Genomic DNA, 18,464 nt, shown 5'->3' on the forward strand with positions numbered 1-18,464 from the left:
TGACTAAGTCAACGATCTCGTATCCGCGCCCGGTCCAGCGGCAGGTCGCGCAGCCGCAAGCCGCACGCATCGAAGATGGCATTCGCGAGCGCCGCCGCGGCAGGGCCCTGCGCCGCCTCGCCCGTGCCGAGGAAAGGCTGACCCGGCCGGTCGAGCAGGCGCACGTCGAGCCGCTCGGGCACCTGGTCGAAGCGCAGGATCGGATAGCCGGCCCAGTCGCGCGTGAGGATGTCGCGCGCGTCGTACCGTACGCGTTCCAGCAAGGTCCAGCTGGCCGACTGGATGATGCCGCCCTCGATCTGGTTGCGCACGCCGTCCGGATTGACGATCTCGCCGCAATCGACTGCGGCCTGCACGCACACGATGCGTACGAAGCCGGTCTCGCGCGCCACCTCGACCTCCACCGCCAGGGCGCAATACGCGGCCAGGTTCTTGTAGCGGGCGAACGCGAACCCGCGCCCGTGCCGGGCCCGCGGCCGCCACGCGTTCCAGCCGAAGCCCTGCGCGGCCGCGCGCACGACGTCGGCCGCGCGCGGGTCGTCCAGATGGCGCAGGCGGAACGCGACCGGGTCCGTGCCGTCCGCGCGCGCCAGCTCATCCATGAAGCTCTCGATGGCGAACACGTTGCAGTACGCGCCCAGCGCGCGCAGGGCCGACGTGCGCAGCGGGGCCGCGCTCTGGAAGTGGTGAACGACGTGCGCATCCGGCAGCGCATAATAGGGAATCGCATTGCGGTCGCCGCCGCCCTCCGGTTGCGGGATCGGCTTCGCCGGCGGCGGCGCGAACGGCCGCGCGAGATGCGTGGCCGCCAGCAGGTTGCCGGCCTTGCCCGGCCGCGCATTGTGCGGCGGGCTCCAGACGTCGTAGCGCCAGCGCGCGATCTTCCCGTCCGCATCGAGCGCGGCCTCGACCTCGGCCAGCATCGGCGGTCCGAAGGGCTCCCAGCCATGTTCGTCCTCGCGCATCCATTGCACGCGCACGGGACGGCCGGGATAGGCGCGCGCCAGCAGCGCCGCGTCGGCCGCCACGTCGTCGGCCGCGTTGTGGCCATAGCAGCCGGCGCCCTCCACGTGGATGCAATGGACGGCGTCCTCCGCCACGCCCAGCATTTCCGCCAGCGCCGCGCGCAGCGGGTACACGCCTTGCGAGTGGGTCCAGACCGTGTAGCGCCCGTCGTCCAGGCGCGCGACGGCGCACGACGGTCCGATCGACGCGTGCAGCTGGAACGGCCGCGAATACGCCGCGCGCAGCGTCCGGCCGCCAGTGCTGCCGGCCCCCCGGTCGAGGATCGTCGTGGACTGCGCCGGCAGGCGGCGCACGAGATCGGCCGGTGTCAGGTCCGCCGGCAGATCGGCCGGCAGGGTCCAGCGCGCATTCTGCGCCAGCGCGGCGGCCGCCTTCACGGCGCGGTATTCGCGGTCGGCAATCACGGCCAGGAAGCGGCCGTCGCGCACCACCTTCAACACGCCCGGCAGATCCGTGAGTGGCCCCTCGTCGACGCCGTCCAGCCGCGCGCTGGGCGATGGCGGACGCACGACGCGGCCATGCACCATGCCGGGCAGGCGCAGGTCCTGGACGTAGGCGGGCCCGCCGGCGACCTTGGCCGGAATATCCACGCGCGCCAGGTTCCGTCCCGAGATGGTGTGCGAGGCCGGATCGCGCGGCGCCGCCTGGCCGTCCGCGCGCAGGTGCAAGGTCTGGCCGGCCAGCAGTGCGCCGTAGGTGGCGCTGCGGCCGTCCGGTGCGCGCATCGCGCCGTCGGCCGCGGTGATGGCCGAGACATCGGTGCCGAAACGGCGCGCGGCCAGCCCGGCCAGGATCGTGCGCACCTGCGCGGCCGCGTGGCGCAGCGCCGTGCCGCTGTCCTGCATCGAGTGGCTGCCGGCCGTGTAGCCCTCGTTGGGCGTGCGCGCCGTGTCGGCGGTCACCATCGCGATGCGCGCGGGGCTGACGACGAGTTCCTCCGCCGCCACCTGCAGCAGGGCCGTGCGGATGCCCTGCCCCAGTTCCGCCTTGCCGGTGAAGACCGTGATGCGGTTGCCGGCGTCGATGCGGATCCAGGCGTCCAGCCACGGCGTCTTGTCCAGGCTTCCCGGCAGCTTGTCCGCGCTCCACGCGGGACGGAACGCGAACGCCAGCGTGAGCGAACCGCCGGCGGCGAGGAAGCGCCGGCGCGCCACGCTGTGCGGCATGGCCCGCGTCACGGCTTGCCCTTCGCCAGCATGGCGGCCGCGCGCCGCACGGCACGCAGGATGCGCATATGCGTGCCGCAGCGGCACAGGTTGGGCATCATGTGGCGGCGGATCTCGGCTTCGGACGGCGCCGGCGTGTGCGCGAGCAGGCTGCTGGCCCGCATGATCATCCCGGCGATGCAGTAGCCGCATTGCGCGGCCTGCTCGTCGATGAAGGCTTGCTGCAACACGCCCGGCGCGTCCGGCCGCCCCAGGCCCTCGACGGTGCCGACGACGCGCCCGCCGACGGCCGACACGGGCACGAGGCAGGACATGACGGCAGCCCCGCCGAGCGTCACGGTGCAGGCGCCGCACTGACCGAGGCCGCAGCCGAACTTGGCGCCGCACAGGCCCAGGTCGTCGCGCAGCACGTACAGCAGCGGCGTGTCCGGCTCGGTGTCCACCGTATGCGTGCGGCCATTGACGTGCAGTCGATAGGTGGTCATGGCTGCCGCGCTTTCCGGACGCTGTCCTCGAGGTCGGGCCACGCCGGCCTGGCCGCACCGTAGCGGCGCAGGTAGGCGGCCAGCGCCGCGGCCTGGCCGTCGTCCAGGATCCCAGCGAACGCGGGCATCCAGCGCGCCGGTGCGCCGCCCGGCGGCGCGATCCCGTCGCGCACGATGTGCAGCAGGCTGCGCGGATCGGGATCGTACAGCGCCACGGCCTGCTGCAGCGGCAGCGCGGTGCCGGACGTGGCCGCGCGGCCGGCCTCGTGGCAGCGCGCGCAGGCGCCGGCGTACACGTCGTAGCCCTGCTTCAGCTGGTCGGGGTCGGCGGCGGCCGGCGCAGGCAACGCGCCCGGCCGCGCCGCGTTCGTCGCGCGCGCCGGCGCCTGCTGCAAATAGCTGTGGAGCCAGGTGGCCAGCGCGTCGACGTCGGCCGGATCCGCGCGGCCCAGATTCTCCACCACGCCCTGCATCGGACCGCCGGCGACGGCGTGCTCCGGAGCGATCCCGGTGCGCAGGTAGGCGACCAGCTGTTCGTGCGTCCACGGCAGCGGCGACGGCGAGTTCGCGTTCAGCGAGGGCGCATACCAGTCCTCGGCCTCGCCACCGTCCAGGAAGCGCATGCGGTCCTCGCCGCCCAGCCGCGTGCGCGGCGAATGGCACGCGCTGCAATGGGCCAGCGCGTCCGCCACGTAGGCCCCGCGGTTCCACGCGGCGCTTCGGCGCGGGTCCGGCATCCAGGGTTCGCGCTTCAGGTACAGCGTGTTCCAGACACCGACGAGAGGCCGGAAATTGAACGGGAACCGCAAGTCGTTGGGATGCGCGGGCGCGTCCAGCGGCGGGCGCGTCATGAAGTAGGCGTACAGCGCGCGGATGTCGTCCTGGGTCAGGCGCGTGTAGTGGTCGTACGGGAAGGCGGGATACAGCAGGTGTCCGTCGCGGGCCACGCCCTCGCGCAGCGCGCGCGTGAACGCGGCCTCGCTGTAGCGGCCGATGCCCGTGTCGGCGGCCGGCGTGATGTTGGTGCTGTAGACGGTGCCGAACGGCGTCGCAACGCCCACGCCGCCGGCATAGGGCCGCGCCGGATCGGCCGTGTGGCAGGCCGCGCAATTGCCGAGCGCCGCCAGCCGTTCGCCGCTCGCGACCGTGGCGGCATCGAACACGGGCACATGCGCCTGCGGTTCGAGCGCCGGCCGCCACATCGTTGCGCATCCGGCCACCGCGGACGCAGCCAGCAGCGCGCCCGCGCCGGCGGCGAACCGGCGGCGGCCTGCCTGCGTGCGGCGGGATGGCTCGAGCATGCGTACTCCCCGATGATGCCGTGATGATGCAGGACGCCATCGTCGGCTTCTGTACGCCAGCGCTCATAAGACATGTTAAGTTTTTCCCAACAGATTTATACTGCACATTTGCTCACCCATCACCAAGGAAGTCATGACCCGTCACTCCCTGCCCGCACGCCTGCCCCTGCTTACCCTGCTGGTGGCGCTCGCGTGCTCCGCCCTGCCCCCAACCCCCGCGCAAGCGGCGGAAGACGCCAAGCTCGCGCCGCGCGACCTGCGCGAGACGTACACGAAGTACGAATACCGCATCCCGATGCGCGACGGGACGAAGCTCTTCACCGTCGTGTACGTACCGAAGGATGCCTCGAAGTCCTACCCGTTCCTGGTCAACCGCACGCCGTACGGCGCGGGCGTCCAGGCCGAGGGCGAGCTGCACTACGGCGAGGACTGGTATCCGAAGCAGATTGGACCGTCGAAGGAATTCGAGGACGCGGGCTATATCTTCGTCAAGCAGGACGTGCGCGGCCGCTATATGTCCGAGGGCAAGTGGCAGGAGATGACGCCGCACGTGAACCCGCAGCGCGCGGCCGGCGAAGGCCAGGAAAGCCAGGACATGTACGACACGATGGAATGGCTCCTCAAGAACGTCCCGAACAACAACGGCAAGGCCGGCATCCTCGGCATCAGCTACCCCGGCTTCTACACGTCGGCCAGCATCATCGATTCGCACCCGGCCATCAAGGCCGCGTCACCGCAGGCGCCCGTGACGGATCTGTACATGGGCGACGACTCCTACCACGGCGGCGCCTTCATGCTGGCCGCGAACTTCGGCTTCTACGCCTCGTTCACCGAGCAGCAGAACCCGACGCCGCTGCCCAAGACCTGGGCCGACTTCGACTACGGCGCGGCCGACGCCTACGACTTCTTCCTCAAGCACCGCACGCTGGCGAACATCCTCGGCACGCTGACGGACAAGCAGCGTGCCCTGCTCGCACCCACGATCGAACACGACACGTACGATGCGTTCTGGCAGACGCGCGCCATCGCGCCGCACTTGAAAAACGTGAAGGCGGCCGTGCTCACCGTCGGCGGCTGGTTCGACGCCGAAGACCCGCAAGGGCCGTTCACGACCTACCACGCCATCAAAAAGTACAACCCGAACACCTTCAACGGCCTGGTGATCGGCCCGTGGGTGCACGGCGGGTGGGCGCGCTACGACGGCAAGCAGTTGGGGCGCGTATCGTTCGACAGCAAGACGGGCGAATACTTCCGCCAGCACATCCAGTTCCCGTTCTTCGAGCAGCACCTCAAGGGCGTGAAGCCCGCGCAGCCCATCGCGGAAGTGACGGCCTTCGAGACGGGCAGCAACGTCTGGCGCCGCTACACCGCATGGCCGCCCGTGCAGGCGAAGGCACGCACCTTGTATTTCGGTCCGCACGGCACGCTGTCGTGGCAGCAGCCGGCGCCGGGGGCCGGGTACGACGAGTACGTGTCCGATCCGAACAAGCCCGTGCCTTACGTCGGCTACCCGGCGACGTCGGTGCCGCAGGAATACATGGTGTCGGACCAGCGTTTCGCGGCCACGCGACCCGACGTGCTGGTGTACCAGAGCGACGTGCTGGAAGAGGACGTCACCGTCGCCGGCCCCGTGACGCCCAAGCTGTTCGTGTCGACGACGGGCACGGATTCGGACTGGGTCGTGAAGCTCATCGACGTCTACCCGGCCGACTATCCCGCGGGCGAGCAACCGGCGCGGGGCAACGACGTGGCGCCCCCGCGCGGCGCCATGGCCGGCTACCAGCAACTCGTGCGCGGCAATCCGCTGCGCGGCAAATTCCGCAACGGATTCGAGAAGCCGGAGCCTTTCGTGCCGGGCAAGGTGGAGGCGATCGGCTACCACCTGGGCGATGTCGACCACACGTTCCGCCGCGGCCACCGCATCATGGTCCAGGTGCAGAGCTCCTGGTTCCCGCTGGTGGACCTGAATCCGCAGACCTTCGTCACCATCCCGAAAGCGAAGCCGGAAGACTTCAAGGCCGCCACGCAGCGCGTCTACCACGCGGCGCAGACGCCCTCCGGCGTGCAGCTGCTCGTGATGCCGGCGCACTGACGCCGGGCAGGGCGGGCATCCCGTGCCCACGCGTAACGCCGACTGATGGCGAACGTCCGCGTGGGCTCGGTGAGCCCACTCTACCGATTACCGATGATCAGGCACCGGCCGGCACGATACGCGCGCTGCGCGTGACGCTGCCCGTGCAGTCCGCCGCGTCCAGATAGGCGCAGCGGCGGCCGTCCTGCTTGCCCCGGTACAGGGCCTGGTCGGCCAGCGCCAGCGCGTGCTGCCAGTCGATCGCGGCATCGCTGCCGGCAGGGACCGACAGCGCGCCCGCCGTGATCGTGACCTGGATCCGCCGCCCCTCCGCCGTCGTCACGGGATCGCGCGCGACGGCGGCCAGCAGCGCGCGCACGAGCTCCGCGTGGTCCGCGGGATCGCCCCCGTCCGCGTGGACGAGGAATTCCTCGCCGCCCCAGCGCAGCAGCAGCCCGCGCGTGCCCACGCAGACGCGCAGCCGGCGCGCGACCTCCACGAGCACCTCGTCGCCGGCCGCGTGGCCGAGACGGTCGTTGATCGACTTGAAGTGGTCGATGTCGAGCAGGATGAAGCAGCGGCTGCCGCCGGGCGTGCGGGCCGCCATCGCGTCGCGGAACGACCGGCGGTTCAGGAGGCCGGTCAGCGCGTCGTGCGTGGAATGGAATGCCAGTTCCTCGTTCAATTCGCGCAACCGGCGGCTCGTGCGCATGGAACGGCGGTACAGCACCCAGACGAAGCCGCACAGCAGCAGGGCCACGGCGGCGCCGGTCGAGGCGATCAGCTGCCACACGCGGCGCTTGCGGATCTGCGCATCCTTCAAGCCGTTCTCACGGCGCAGGCTTTCGATCTGGATCGCGCGGCGCTGGGCCTCGAACTGCTCCTGCAGCACGCGGGCCGTGTTCTCGTGTTCCGCCGCGACGAGCTTCGCCGCGACCTCCCGCTGTTCCTGCAATGCCTGCAGCGCCTGGCGCACGAGGCCCGCCTTGTCCAGCATGCGGCTTTTTTCGAGCAGCACGTTCGCCAGGTCCGGCAGCGCGCCGTCCGCGCGCAGCTCGGCCAACATGAGGTCGATATGCGCGAGGCCTTCCGTCACATGCCCTTGTCCGGCCAGCGCGAACCCGAGGTTGACTTCGGCGATGCGCCGCGTGGCCGGGTCGGCCGCCTTGGCCGCCAGCGGCAACGCCGCCCGCGCGGCGCGCTCGGCCTCGACGTAGTTGCCGTCCTCCAGCCAGCTGTCGGCGATGTTGCCGAGGGCGTTCGCTTCGAACAGCGAAAGGCCGTGCGCATGCGCGACGGCGAGGCCCTTGTAATACGCGACGCGCCCCTGGTCCGGGTGGCCCTGCATGACGTGGGCAATGCCTTCGAGGACATAGCGGCGCACGGCCGACGGCGGCGACAGCGTGCCGCCGTCCGGACCGACCGTGGCCAGCGTGGCAAGCACCTTGTCCGGCGCGCGGGTGTACACGTAGACCTTCGCGACCGCCAGCCGCAACTCGTTCACGGTCGGTTCGTGGAACTCGGGATACCGGCGCGCGATCTCGAGCGCTTTCAGGTAATGGCTGTGCGCGAAGTCGAACTGGCCCAGCTGCAGGTAGGCATCCCCATACGCCTGCTGCAGCGCGGCCATGAATGCCGGGTCGCGCAGGTCGGCGTGGCGGACGTCGATGTCGTTCACCGCGGCGAGCGCCGCGGTCTTCCCGTGGCCGGCCGCCCCGCCGAGCCGCGCCAGCATGCCGAGCGCGGTATCCAGCGCGTCGCCCTGCGCCCGCGCGGTCCGCACGATCCGCTCCGCGGCCTGCTCCGCGCCAACCGTGTCGCCGTGGTCGGCATAGGCGCGGCGCAGCAGCTTGAGGTAGGCGATGCGGTCGGCGTAATCACCGGCCATGACCTCGTTCTGCGCTGCCAGCAGAGCCGGAAGCGCGCCCGCGTCCGCCGTCCGCACCAGGCCCTCGAGCCGCTCCAGCGTCGTGCCGTCGTTGTCCGCGCGCGCACCGGCCGCCGCGAGACAACACGCCAGCAGCGCGGCCCTGCCGGCCGCAGCGCGCTTCATGCGCCCTCCTCCGGCGGCACGTCCACGGTGAAGTGCGCGTCGAGCGGACACTCCGCGGCCGCGACGGGCCGGCCGAAATGAAATCCCTGCATCTCGAAGCAGCCGTCGGCCATGAGCAGGCGCGCCTGGCCGGGCTGCTCGATGCCTTCGGCGATCACGTCCAGGCCCAGGCAGCGCACTGCCGTCACGATGGCGCGCACGATGGCGCGCACGATGGCGCGCGACTCCGCGCTCTGTTCCAGGTCGGAGACGAACGCACGGTCGATCTTGACCTTGTCGATCGGCAGGCGCTTCAGATAGGCGAGGCTCGAATAGCCGGTGCCGAAGTCGTCGATGCTGAGCACGACGCCCGCGTCCTTGAGCTCCTTCATGATCGTGATACTGCGCCCGACATCGTGCATCGACGTCGACTCCGTCAGTTCCAGCTCCAGCGCGCCGCGCGGCACGCCGTGGCGCTCCAGCGTGCGCACGACGCGCGCCGCGACCTCGTCGTCGAGGAACTGGCGCGCCGACAGGTTCACCGCGACGCTCAAGCCCGCATGGCCCGCGTCGTGCCAGGCGCGCAGCTGGGCGCAGGCCTGGTCCAGCACCCACTGGCCGATCGGGATGATCAAGCCGCTTTCTTCGGCCACCGGGATGAAGTCGCACGGCGGCACCATGCCGAACACGGGATGCTGCCAGCGCAGCAGGGCCTCGACGCCGACGACGCGGCCGCTGCGCAGGTCGACCTTGGGCTGGTACGCCAGCGCCAGCTCGTCGCGTGCGAGCGCGCCGCGCAGGTCGTGCTCCAGGACGCGCGGTTCGGTACGGCGGTGCGCCGGCTCGAACGCGCGCGCAAGGCCGTGGCCCTGCGACTTGGCATGGCGCAGCGCGGCCTGGGCGCGCACGAGCAGCGTCTCGGCATCGAGGCCGTCCGGCCCGAAACGGCTGTGGCCCATCGTCACGCTGCCATGGATCACCCGGCCGGCCACCTGGACGGGACCATTCAGGGCACGGTGCAGCGCCTCGGCACGTGCGGCGCAATCGTCGGCGTCGGACTGGAGCCACACCAGGAAAGTGCTGCCGCCGATGCGGGCCGCCACGTCGCCGGGGCCGGCCTGGTGCCGCAGGCGGCGGGCCATCGCCACGAGCACCGCGTCGCCGTCCGCGTGGCTGCCCGCCTCATTGACGGCGGCGAGATTGTCGACGTCGACGACGGCCAGCACCGCGCAAGCGCCCGCCGGCCCCCGTACCGCGTGGCGCGCGATCGCGTCTTCCACGACCAGGCGGTTCGGCAAGCCCGTCAGCGGATCGCGCAGGAATTGCTGGCGCAGCCGCGCGCCCGTCCCACCGTCCAGCAACGGCCGGCCGCCCCAGTCGTTCAGGCTTTGCACGGCGCCCAGCGCGGCCGAGCGCAGTTCGATCAGGTCCTCGACCATGCGCGCCAGCTGTTTCAAGACCAGCAGGTCCTGCGGCGTCAGCGTGCGCGGCATGTGGTCGATGGCGCACAGCGACCCGATGCGCCGCCCGCCACTGCGCAGCGGCACCCCGGCATAGAAGCGCATGAACGGCGCTCCGCTGACGAGGGGGTTGTCCGCGAAGCGCGGGTCCAGCAGAGCGTCGCCGACGACGAGCGGCTCGTCGTCCAGCACGGCCCACGCGCAGAACGACACGTTGCGCGCCGTCTCGCCCGCTTCCATGCCGCAGCGGGCCTTGAACCACTGCCGGTCGCTGTCGACGAGGGAGACGAGGCTGATCGGCACGTTCAAGCTCGTGCAGACGATGCGCACGATGCGGTCGAACAGCTCGTCGGGTTCGCTGTCGAGCAGCTGCGTCGCGCGCAAGGCCTCGACGCGCGCCGTCTCGTCCGGCGGCAGCGGCGCCCCGGCTGGGCCGGGTTCGTCCGGGACCGGCGCCGCGCCGCCATCGAAGAACACGGCCGTGTTGGCGCCCTGCCTGCGCGCCGCGTGCATGGCCGTTTGCGCCCGCGCCAGCAGCGCGTCGCCGCCATTGACGCCCTCGGCGAACGCGATGCCGACGCTGGCGCGCGCGTCCGCGGCCAGCACCTTGGCGGCGAGCGCCGGCACGACGGCGACCGGGTCGGCGAGGTGCGTCAACAGCACGCCGAACACACCGTCGCCGAGCACGCCCGTCACGTCGGTGCGGCGCACGGACGCGCGCAGCCGGGTGGCGAACGCACGCAGCGCGCCGTCCTCCCCGGCGCCGTCGAGGCCGACGCACAGCAGCGCGGTGCCCGCGCCCGTGCGGCCGGCCGCGGCCAGGGCGCGTTCGAGGCGGCTCATGAATTCGTCGTGGTTCGGCAGCCCGGTGGCGGCATCGTGCGTCGCCTCGCGATGCATGCGCCGGGCGCGGGCGCGCGCCGCGGCGACCGCGTTCGCGCGGCGGACGACGGCGTGGTTCGGATGGGATGAGCTCATGATCGTTCGGTCTGGACGGGTGCGCGCGGGTAGGCCGCTGCTTGCTGGCGGGATTGGGCCCGAAAATCGTGTGCGGGGCTGGGCCATCCCACTATAGCACCGGCACCGTACGATGCTTTACGCATGGAAACTTTTTTTCACCTTTTGTCGGCGAATCCAACACATTATTGCCAAACATGCATGCACGAACGTGCAATTAGCATGCAACAGTCATCATTTTCGTCACTTAACGCTTGAGCGCCGCGATTTCATTGAGGCAAAATGACGTCACCGCGGCGCCCGCCGCACGCTGCCGAGGAGCGCCAGTGCTGGTGACCGACACCCTTCCATCCCACCCTCCCTCCGGTGCGGCCGATCCCGGCCTGCGCTGGCTTGCCGTCGTCATCCTGCTGATCGTGGCCGGCCTGGCCGCGCTGCCCTTCAACAGCGGCCGCGAGGCCGACGCCACGGTGACTGCATTGAAGGTCGTGTCGGACAAGGCGCGCGCCTACGACCACCTGCTCGACCTGCTCAAGGATGCGGAGACCGGCCAGCGCGGCTATATCATCACCGGCGACGCGGCCTACCTCGCGCCATACGACGCGGCCGTGGCCGAGCTGCCGGACGCCTTGCGCAAGCTGAAACCGCTGGTCGCGGACGCGGAAGAGCGGGCGACGCTGAACGACATCGAGCGGATCTCGCGGCTGAAGCTGGACGAACTGGCCGCCACCATCCGGCTGCGCCGCGACGCCGGCTTCGGCCCCGCCGCCGCCGTCGTCGCGGATCACAGCGGCAAGCAGCAGATGGACCGGCTGCGCGCCCTCATCGGCGACCGCGTGGATGCGATGGAGCGCGACCGCCACACGCTGCGCGACCGCCTGCGCACGACGCTCGGCTACAACACGGTGCTCGGCGTCGCGGCCAGCGCCGCGAGCGCCCTCATCATCGGCATCGCGCTGTATGCGGTGACGCGCAGCCTGCGCGAGCGGTCCCGGGCCGCCGAACAGGCGCACCAGATGGCCGAGGCCCAGGCCGACCAGGCCCGCCAAAGCCACGCGCGCAGCCGGCGCCTGGCCGTCACCGCGCAGATGCTGCAGGCGATGGACAGCCTGACCCGCGCCGACGAACTGCGCGACGTGCTGCCGGCCTTCCTCCCCAAGCTGCTGCCCGGCAGCGATGGCGCCGTCTACCTGTACCGCCATTCGCGCGATTTCCTGCAGCGGGCCGCCACGTGGGGCGGGGCCGACCACCACCCCGACCTCATCGGCACCGGCCAATGCTGGGGCCTGCGCTTCGGCCGCACCCACGCGGCCCAGGCCGGCGACGGCATGCATTGCGCCCACTGCGGTCCGCCGCCGGCACCCGACCGCACCAACGTGTGCGTGCCGATGATTTCGCAGGGCGAGGTCCTGGGCCTGCTGGTGACGAGCCTCCCCGCCGGTCCGGAGGCGGCGCTCGACGAGGCGACCGCCGCCGCGATCAGCGAACAGCTGGCGCTCGGCACCAGCAACATCAACCTGCGCGAAGTCTTGCGGCGCCAGTCCACCATCGACGAGCTCACGGGCCTGTACAACCGCCGCTACTTCGACGAGACCCTGCGCCGCGAACTGTTCCGCGCCGAACGCAAGCGCGCCGCGCTGGCCGTCGTGATGATCGACCTGGACCACTTCAAGCACATGAACGACACGTACGGCCACGAAGCGGGCGACTTCGTGCTGCGCGCGGTCGGACGCGCCCTGCGCGACGGCGTGCGCCGCAGCGACGTCGCCTGCCGCTACGGCGGCGAGGAACTCGTGCTCGTGCTGCCCGAATGCGACAGCGCGGCGGCCGTACGCTGCGCCGAGACGATCCGCGCGTCCATCGCCGCCCTCGAACTGAACCTCGGCGACGTCCTGCTGCCGGAGGTGACGGCGTCGTTCGGCGTCGCCGTGTGGCCGGCCCACGGCCTCGACGCCACGACGCTGCTGCAGGCGGCCGACCGCGCGCTGTACGCGGCCAAGCATGGGGGCCGCAACCGGGTTTGCACGGCGTGACCGGGCCGTGCTAGGCTTGTCGCTTCGTTATCGATGAAGAGGCCCGCCTTGAAAAGCACCGTCGTTGCCACCCTCCTGCTGGCGCTCGCCGGCACCGCCGCCGCCCAATCCGCGGCCCCGCTCAAGACCCAGGTCGCCGGCCGCGTCGACGGCATGTACCCGTGGCTGGATGGCGTCTACAAGGATCTGCACGCGCATCCCGAGATCGCGTTCCAGGAAACGCGCACCGCCGGCAAGCTGGCGGCCGAGATGCGCAAGCTGGGCTTCGAGGTGACGGAAAAGGTCGGGCGCACGGGCCTCGTCGCCATCCTGCGCAACGGCGCCGGGCCGACGGTCCTCGTGCGCACGGAGCTGGACGGGCTGCCGATGGAAGAAAAGACCGGCCTGCCCTACGCCAGCCACGAGCGCACGCACGACGGCGCGACGTTCACCACGCACAGCTGCGGCCACGACGTCCACATGGCCGCGTGGCTCGGCGCCGCGCGCACGCTCGCCGAGCTGAAATCCCAGTGGCAGGGCACGCTGATGTTCATCGCCCAGCCGGCCGAGGAAACGGTGTCGGGCGCGCGCGCCATGCTGGACGACGGTCTCTTCAAACGCTTTCCGAAACCGGATGTCGCGTTCGGCCTCCATTCGTGGCCGCTCGCGTACGGCACCGTCGGTTACGAAAGCGGCCCGGTGTCGTCCAACTCGGACGCGCTGGACATCCAGTTCAAGGGCCGCGGCGGCCACGGCTCCGCGCCGGACAAGGCCATCGACCCCATCGCCATCGCCGCCCGCTTCATCGTCGACGTGCAGACCGTCGTCAGCCGCGAGAAGGATCCCAAGGAATTCGGCGTGGTGACGATCGGCGCGATCCAGGGCGGGACGGTCGGGAACATCATCCCGGACACCGTGCAGGTGCGCGGCACGATCCGCTCGTACAGTCCGGAAGTGCGGGCGAAGCTGCTGGACGGCGTGCGCCGCGTGGCGAACGCCTCGGCCGCGATGGCCGACGCGCCGGCGCCGGACGTGCGATTGACCCCGGGCGGCGCCGCCATCGTCAACGACGACGCGCTCGTGCGCCGCACCGAAGCCGTGTTCCGCGACGCGTTCGGCCCGCAGAACGCGCACCGCATGCCCGCCATGACAGCCAGCGAAGACTTTTCCGCTTACGCCAACGAGGGCATTCCATCGATGTTCTTCTTCACGGGCGTGTACGCGCCCGAGGAAGTGGCGGCGGCGCAGCGCCCCGGCGGCAAGCCGCTCGCGTTCAACCACTCGCCGTTCTATGCGCCCGTGCCGGAACCGTCGATCAAGACGGCCGCGCAGGCCATGAGCCTCGCGGTGCTGGGCGTGCTGGCGAAGCGCTGAGCCGCCGCCGTCCGCGCGCGGACGGGAACGGCGTACGATTCTTGGCCCTAGCGCTTCGCAAGCGTCGCGCGCGCCTGCTGCCACGGCGTGCCGGCGAGCGCTTTATCGCATTCGGCGCAGGGCTCGAACGGGTTGCAGGCGTGGGCCAGATCGATATAGTTGGCGCCGACGACGAGCTTTGCCGCCGCCGAGTCGACGCGGCCGCCGCCGCCACTGCCGCCCTCCTTGAGCCACTTCTGGAAGGGTTCAAGCGCGACCCCGTCCGGCACATACCAGCGCTTGCGGCCGGGATTCCAGCGTGCGCCGAGGGCGCGGGCTTCGTCTTTTTCTGCGTAGGGAACGTTCAGGAAAGTCATCGTGCGTCTTCATGAGGCCGCGCGCGGCGGGCGCCGGCGCGGGATGCCGATCCTAACCGATCCCGCGCGCGCGCGCAAACGGGCGTCACGCCAGGCGTGCCAGCAGCGCGCGCAGATCGTCGAGCCGGTACGGCTTGGCCACGACCTCGTACGCGAACCCGAGCGCGCCGCGGTCCGGCGCGCCGTAGCCGGACGCGAACACGACGTGCAGCTGCGGCAGCAATGCGCGCGCCTGCCGCGCCAGGTCGATGCCGGACCGGCCGGCCAGGTCGATGTCGGTGAACAGCACGTCGCATGCGCTCTCGTTCAACAGCGCCAGGGCGCCATCCACGCTGGCGGCGCCGCGGGTTTCCTGGCCCAGCGCGTCGAACAGGCTGCACGCCATCTCGAGCAATTCGGGATTGTCTTCCGCGATCAGGATGCGCGCACGCCGCGGTGCCGAGGGCACGGCGGCCGGCGGCGGCGTCACCTGGCCGGGCCGGTTGGCCAGCAGGTGCCGCACCTTGCGCGCCAGCTGGTCGCGGCCATAGGGCTTCGACAGCAGCTCGACGCCCGGGTCGAGCCGGCCGCCGTGCACGATGGCGTTCTGGGTGTAGCCCGACGTGAACAGGACGGCGAGGTTCGGCAGCAGCGTCTTGGCCTGGCGCGCCAGTTCCGGGCTGCGCATCGGCCCCGGCATCACGACATCGGTGAACAGCAGGTCGATCGGCAGGCCGCTCTTGATGATGCCGTACGCGTCGGTCGCATTGTCGGCCTTCAGCACGCGGTACCCGAGGCTGCCCAGCATCTCGACGACGGTGCCCTGCACGGCCGGATCGTCCTCGACGACCAGGATCGTCTCGCTGCCGCCCTGCGGGGCGACGTCGGACAGGCGCGTCGTCGCATCCTCGACCTCGAACGTGCGCGGGAAATACATCCTCACCGTCGTGCCCTCCCCGACCTCGCTGTAGATGCGGAAGTGGCCGCCCGTCTGCTTGACGAAGCCGTAGGCCATCGACAGGCCCAGGCCCGTGCCCACGCCTTCCGGTTTCGTCGTGAAGAACGGTTCGCACGCGCGTTCGAGCACGTCGCGCGGCATGCCGCAGCCGGTGTCCGACACGGCGATCATCACGTACTGGCCCGGCCTGACGTCCGGCTCGGCCGCCACGCAGTCGTCGTCCAGCATGGCATTGGCGATCTCGATGGTGAGGCGGCCGCCCCCGGACATCGCGTCGCGCGCATTGATGGCGAGATTCAGGATCACGTTTTCCAGCTGGTTGGGGTCGACCACCGTGTTCCACAGGCCGCCCGCGCGCACGGTCTCGATCTGGATCGTCTCGCCGAGCGCGCGCCGCAGCAGGTCGTCCATGTCCGCCACGACGCGGGCCGGGTTCACGACGACGGGCTGCAGCGGCTGGCGGCGCGCGAACGCGAGCAGCTGCGAACACAGCTTGCCGCCGCGCTGGACGGCGTGCAGCGCCACCTGCAGGATGTTCTGCACGGCGGCGTCGCCGCCACGGCGCTGCAGCAGTTCCAGATTGCCGCCGACGACCTGCAGGATGTTGTTGAAGTCGTGCGCCACGCCGCCCGTCAGCTTGCCGATGGCTTCCAGCTTCTGCGAGCGCTGCAGCGCTTCCTGCGCCACCGTCAGTTCGGCCGTGCGTTCGGAGACGAGCGATTCCAGCTCGGTCTGATGGCGGCTCAGCGCATCCTGCGCGTGCTTCTGCTCCGTCACGTCGCTGCCCTGCACGAAGATGCCGATCACCTGGCCCGTCGGATCGACGACCGGCTGGTAGATGAAATCGAGGTAGCGCAGCTCCGGCCCCTGCGCGGGATCGTTGTTCAGCTCCACCGGCGCGGCGCGCCCGACATACGACCTGCCGGTGCGGTACACGGTGTCGAGCAGGTCGCCGAAGCCCTGGCGCTCGACTTCCGGCAGCACGGCGCGCAGCGGCATGCCGATCAGTTCACGACCGCCGATCAGGCGCCGGTACGCGGCGTTCGCCAGTTCGTACACGTGGTCCGGCCCGCGCAGCACGCAGATGAAGCCGGGCGCCTGCTCGAACAGGCGCTGCAGGTGCATCTTGTCGCCTTGCAGTTCGTTGGCCAGCTTGAGGGCGGCGTGCGCATCGGCCAAAGCGCGCGTGCGTTCCTCGACCATGCGTTCCAGTTCTTCCTGCTTGCGCCGCAGCTGTTCCTCGGCCTGCACGCGCTCGGTGACGTCGTTCCCCTGCGAGAAAATCCCGAGCACGACGCCGCCGTCGTCGACGATCGGCTGGTACACGAAGTCGATGTAGCGCAGCGTCGCCGCGCCCCCGCTGGCCGGCGCCACGGAAAGCGGCAGCGCCTGGCCGACGAACGCCTGGCCGCTGGCGAACACCTGGTCGAGCAGCTCGAAGAATTGCTGGCCCTCGAGCTCCGGCAACGCCTCGCGCACCGGCTTGCCGATGATGTCGCGGAAGCCGGCCAGCCGGTGATGCGCGTGGTTCTGCAATTCGTAGACGTGCTGCGGGCCGCGGAAGAAACACACGAAGCCCGGCGCCTGCTCGAACAAGCGCAACAACTCGCGGTACGGACGGCTCGACTTGACCTGCTCGACCGAGGACAGGTCGGACGCGTTCGGGGATGGGTTCATGCGGGTGGGAGCGCAGGGGGAAACGCGAAATCTTACCCTCCGCCCCGGCACATTGACAACATGTTTACGCTTATCGTGCGCGACCGTTGTCAGCGTTGCATGCCCCAGCGCCTTACCGTCAGGCGTTCCGCCGACTGGAACACGAGGTGTTCGAACAGGAGACCGATCGCGATGACGGCCGCGAGTCCCGCGAACACACGGTCCGTGAACAACTCGTTACGGCTCTGGTAGATGTACCAGCCGAGGCCTCCCTTGCCGGACGTCGTGCCGAACACGAGTTCCGCCGCGATCAGCGTGCGCCATGCGAACGCCCAGCCGATCTTGAGTCCGGACAGGATCGCCGGCAGCGCGGCCGGGACGAGGATCTGCGCGACCAGCGCGAGCGGTCCGAGACCGTAATTGCGGCCCGCCATGCGCAGCGTTTCCGGCACGGCGCGGAAGCCCGCATACGTCGCCAGCGCCAATGGCCACAGCACCGAGTGCATCAGCACGAACACGAGACTGCCCTGCCCCAGCCCGAACCACAGCAACGCGAGGGGCAGCAGCGCGATCGCGGGCAAGGGATTCAGCATGGCCGTCAAGGTCTCCAGCACGTCGCGGCCGATGCGGGTGGACATCGCCAGGGTCGTGAGATGGGCTGGCCGTTCTCGCGGATGTTCGACACGACGAGCACCTCCGGCTGCGACGGCAGCTGGAATTGGCGCAGCACGTGGATCTGCAGCGGGCCCCAGAGGCGGCTGAACGCCACCTGCCGGGCGGGCGTGATGTGCTGTTCGCGGAATACGAGGACGTGGTGCGCGAGATGCGCCCTGTGCAGGTGGGCGAAATCGCCGGCGGCTAGCGGCAGGGACAGGTCGAGGCCGACGACTTCGGCGCCCAGCGGCGCGTCGAACGGATGGATGTCGAATTGCTGGCGGGTTTGCAGTACTGCGGACATGAGATGCATCCCTGAGTTGGCGATGCCCCAAGCTTAGGGCCGCACGCGGGACGCGGCAACGAAGCTTTTCGAGCTTGCTCATGCGGAAATCCATTATGATCGTCGTTCCCCATCACCGGACCACGCCATGCCCGCTATCCGCACTCTGCACCCCGACGACTGGCCCGTCTACCGCGACCTGCGCCTGCGCGCGCTGGCCGAGGCGCCCTACGCCTTCTGCAGCACCTTTGCCGAGGAATCGCAACGCACGGACGATGCCTGGGCCGCGCGCCTCGCCGCGCCCGCGCTGGGCGCGTACCAGCAAGGCTGGCCGTTCGCCGCCGAGCTGGACGGCACGCCGGTCGGCCTGTCGTGGGTGAAGATGGAAGGCGCCGGCGCCAGCCTGTATCAGGTATGGGTGGCGCCCGAAGCACGCGGCCGGGGTGTCGGCGCAGCGTTGCTCGACGCCGCCATCGCGTGGGCGCGTGCACGACGCGCGCAAGCGCTGCACCTGGGGGTGACAGCGGGCGACGGCGCGGCCGCGCGGCTGTACCGGCGCGCCGGCTTCGTCGACGTGGGCGCGCCGGAGCCGCGGCCGGGCACCGCGTTGTTCGAGCAGGCGATGGTGCTGACGCTGCTGGACTAGTCCTTCTGCCGGCGCCCGACCGTCCCTGGCGACAGCTCCCGCAGGCCG

At 70.7% G+C, this 18,464-nt stretch carries 11 protein-coding genes and 2 pseudogenes; 4 read left to right on the top strand and 9 right to left on the bottom strand.

All coding sequences use genetic code 11. From position 1 onward, the window contains the following. Positions 1–8: 8 nt before the first annotated feature. From BVG12_RS05615 to BVG12_RS05625, 3 genes are read right to left on the bottom strand one after another with little or no spacing between them, the layout of a single operon-like run. Positions 9–2,204: a molybdopterin cofactor-binding domain-containing protein gene (locus BVG12_RS05615; RefSeq protein ID WP_307189105.1), complete on the bottom strand. Its 2,196-nt coding sequence runs from the start codon at positions 2,202–2,204 to the stop codon at positions 9–11. Then, complete coding sequence (locus tag BVG12_RS05620) at positions 2,201–2,677, bottom strand: (2Fe-2S)-binding protein (protein WP_075791561.1); 477 nt, start codon at positions 2,675–2,677, stop codon at positions 2,201–2,203. The genes BVG12_RS05615 and BVG12_RS05620 overlap by 4 nt, the downstream gene beginning before the upstream one ends. Then, positions 2,674–3,978 carry a cytochrome c gene (locus BVG12_RS05625; RefSeq protein ID WP_075791562.1) on the bottom strand — a complete coding sequence of 435 codons (1,305 nt, stop codon included), beginning with the start codon at positions 3,976–3,978 and terminating at the stop codon, positions 2,674–2,676. Before BVG12_RS05625 ends, BVG12_RS05620 begins: the two co-directional genes overlap by 4 nt. A gap of 133 nt (positions 3,979–4,111) precedes the next feature. On the opposite strand from BVG12_RS05625, the gene BVG12_RS05630 reads away from it, so the two are divergent. After that, complete coding sequence (locus tag BVG12_RS05630) at positions 4,112–6,070, top strand: CocE/NonD family hydrolase (protein WP_075791563.1); 1,959 nt, start codon at positions 4,112–4,114, stop codon at positions 6,068–6,070. A 97-nt stretch (positions 6,071–6,167) separates the two neighbouring features. Here BVG12_RS05630 and BVG12_RS05635 read toward each other — a convergent pair whose 3' ends face one another. After that, positions 6,168–8,102, bottom strand: coding sequence for a GGDEF domain-containing protein (locus BVG12_RS05635; RefSeq protein WP_083684618.1), 1,935 nt, complete (start codon positions 8,100–8,102; stop codon positions 6,168–6,170). Further along, positions 8,099–10,519 (bottom strand): EAL domain-containing protein, encoded by a 2,421-nt coding sequence (locus tag BVG12_RS05640; protein WP_075791564.1) that lies wholly within the window; start codon positions 10,517–10,519, stop codon positions 8,099–8,101. The genes BVG12_RS05635 and BVG12_RS05640 overlap by 4 nt, the downstream gene beginning before the upstream one ends. Positions 10,520–10,830: 311 nt before the next feature. Between BVG12_RS05640 and BVG12_RS05645 the strand changes: the two genes are divergently transcribed. Beyond that, a complete protein-coding gene (locus BVG12_RS05645) occupies positions 10,831–12,531 on the top strand; it encodes a sensor domain-containing diguanylate cyclase (protein ID WP_169926798.1) in 1,701 nt (566 codons plus the stop codon). 33 nt (positions 12,532–12,564) lie between these two features. Next, positions 12,565–13,884, top strand: coding sequence for an amidohydrolase (locus tag BVG12_RS05650; RefSeq protein ID WP_075791566.1), 1,320 nt, complete (start codon positions 12,565–12,567; stop codon positions 13,882–13,884). Between the two features lie 47 nt (positions 13,885–13,931). On the opposite strand, the gene BVG12_RS05655 is transcribed toward BVG12_RS05650, so the two are convergent. The 4 genes and pseudogenes from BVG12_RS05655 to BVG12_RS05670 all read right to left on the bottom strand — a co-directional run. Further along, positions 13,932–14,240: a DUF5710 domain-containing protein gene (locus BVG12_RS05655; protein WP_075791567.1), complete on the bottom strand. Its 309-nt coding sequence runs from the start codon at positions 14,238–14,240 to the stop codon at positions 13,932–13,934. 85 nt (positions 14,241–14,325) lie between these two features. Continuing rightward, positions 14,326–16,854 carry a response regulator gene (locus tag BVG12_RS05660; RefSeq protein WP_075791568.1) on the bottom strand — a complete coding sequence of 843 codons (2,529 nt, stop codon included), beginning with the start codon at positions 16,852–16,854 and terminating at the stop codon, positions 14,326–14,328. A gap of 89 nt (positions 16,855–16,943) precedes the next feature. Continuing rightward, a pseudogene (locus tag BVG12_RS05665) lies at positions 16,944–17,486 on the bottom strand (ABC transporter permease); the annotation flags it as partial. Beyond that, positions 17,486–17,800, bottom strand: a pseudogene (locus BVG12_RS05670) (TauD/TfdA dioxygenase family protein); the annotation flags it as partial. The pseudogenes BVG12_RS05665 and BVG12_RS05670, both read right to left, overlap by 1 nt. A 118-nt stretch (positions 17,801–17,918) precedes the next feature. On the opposite strand from BVG12_RS05670, the gene BVG12_RS05675 reads away from it, so the two are divergent. Then, the gene (locus BVG12_RS05675) at positions 17,919–18,416 is read left to right on the top strand and encodes a GNAT family N-acetyltransferase (RefSeq protein WP_075791569.1); all 498 of its coding nucleotides are present in this window, start codon (positions 17,919–17,921) and stop codon (positions 18,414–18,416) included. The last annotated feature ends 48 nt before the right edge of the window (positions 18,417–18,464 follow it).

The sequence above is a fragment of the Massilia putida genome (assembly GCF_001941825.1).
Classification (GTDB): domain Bacteria; phylum Pseudomonadota; class Gammaproteobacteria; order Burkholderiales; family Burkholderiaceae_D; genus Telluria; species Telluria putida.

What these genes read in the sequence shown, in the direction of transcription:
- BVG12_RS05640 (WP_075791564.1), bottom strand. Translation starts at nt 10,519, where the DNA reads ATGAGCTCATCCCATCCGAACCACGCCGTCGTCCGCCGCGCGAACGCG.
- BVG12_RS05675 (WP_075791569.1), top strand. Translation starts at nt 17,919, where the DNA reads ATGCCCGCTATCCGCACTCTGCACCCCGACGACTGGCCCGTCTACCGC.
- BVG12_RS05650 (WP_075791566.1), top strand. Translation starts at nt 12,565, where the DNA reads ATGAAGAGGCCCGCCTTGAAAAGCACCGTCGTTGCCACCCTCCTGCTG.
- BVG12_RS05655 (WP_075791567.1), bottom strand. Translation starts at nt 14,240, where the DNA reads ATGACTTTCCTGAACGTTCCCTACGCAGAAAAAGACGAAGCCCGCGCC.
- BVG12_RS05630 (WP_075791563.1), top strand. Translation starts at nt 4,112, where the DNA reads ATGACCCGTCACTCCCTGCCCGCACGCCTGCCCCTGCTTACCCTGCTG.
- BVG12_RS05620 (WP_075791561.1), bottom strand. Translation starts at nt 2,677, where the DNA reads ATGACCACCTATCGACTGCACGTCAATGGCCGCACGCATACGGTGGAC.
- BVG12_RS05660 (WP_075791568.1), bottom strand. Translation starts at nt 16,854, where the DNA reads ATGAACCCATCCCCGAACGCGTCCGACCTGTCCTCGGTCGAGCAGGTC.
- BVG12_RS05625 (WP_075791562.1), bottom strand. Translation starts at nt 3,978, where the DNA reads ATGCTCGAGCCATCCCGCCGCACGCAGGCAGGCCGCCGCCGGTTCGCC.
- BVG12_RS05635 (WP_083684618.1), bottom strand. Translation starts at nt 8,102, where the DNA reads ATGAAGCGCGCTGCGGCCGGCAGGGCCGCGCTGCTGGCGTGTTGTCTC.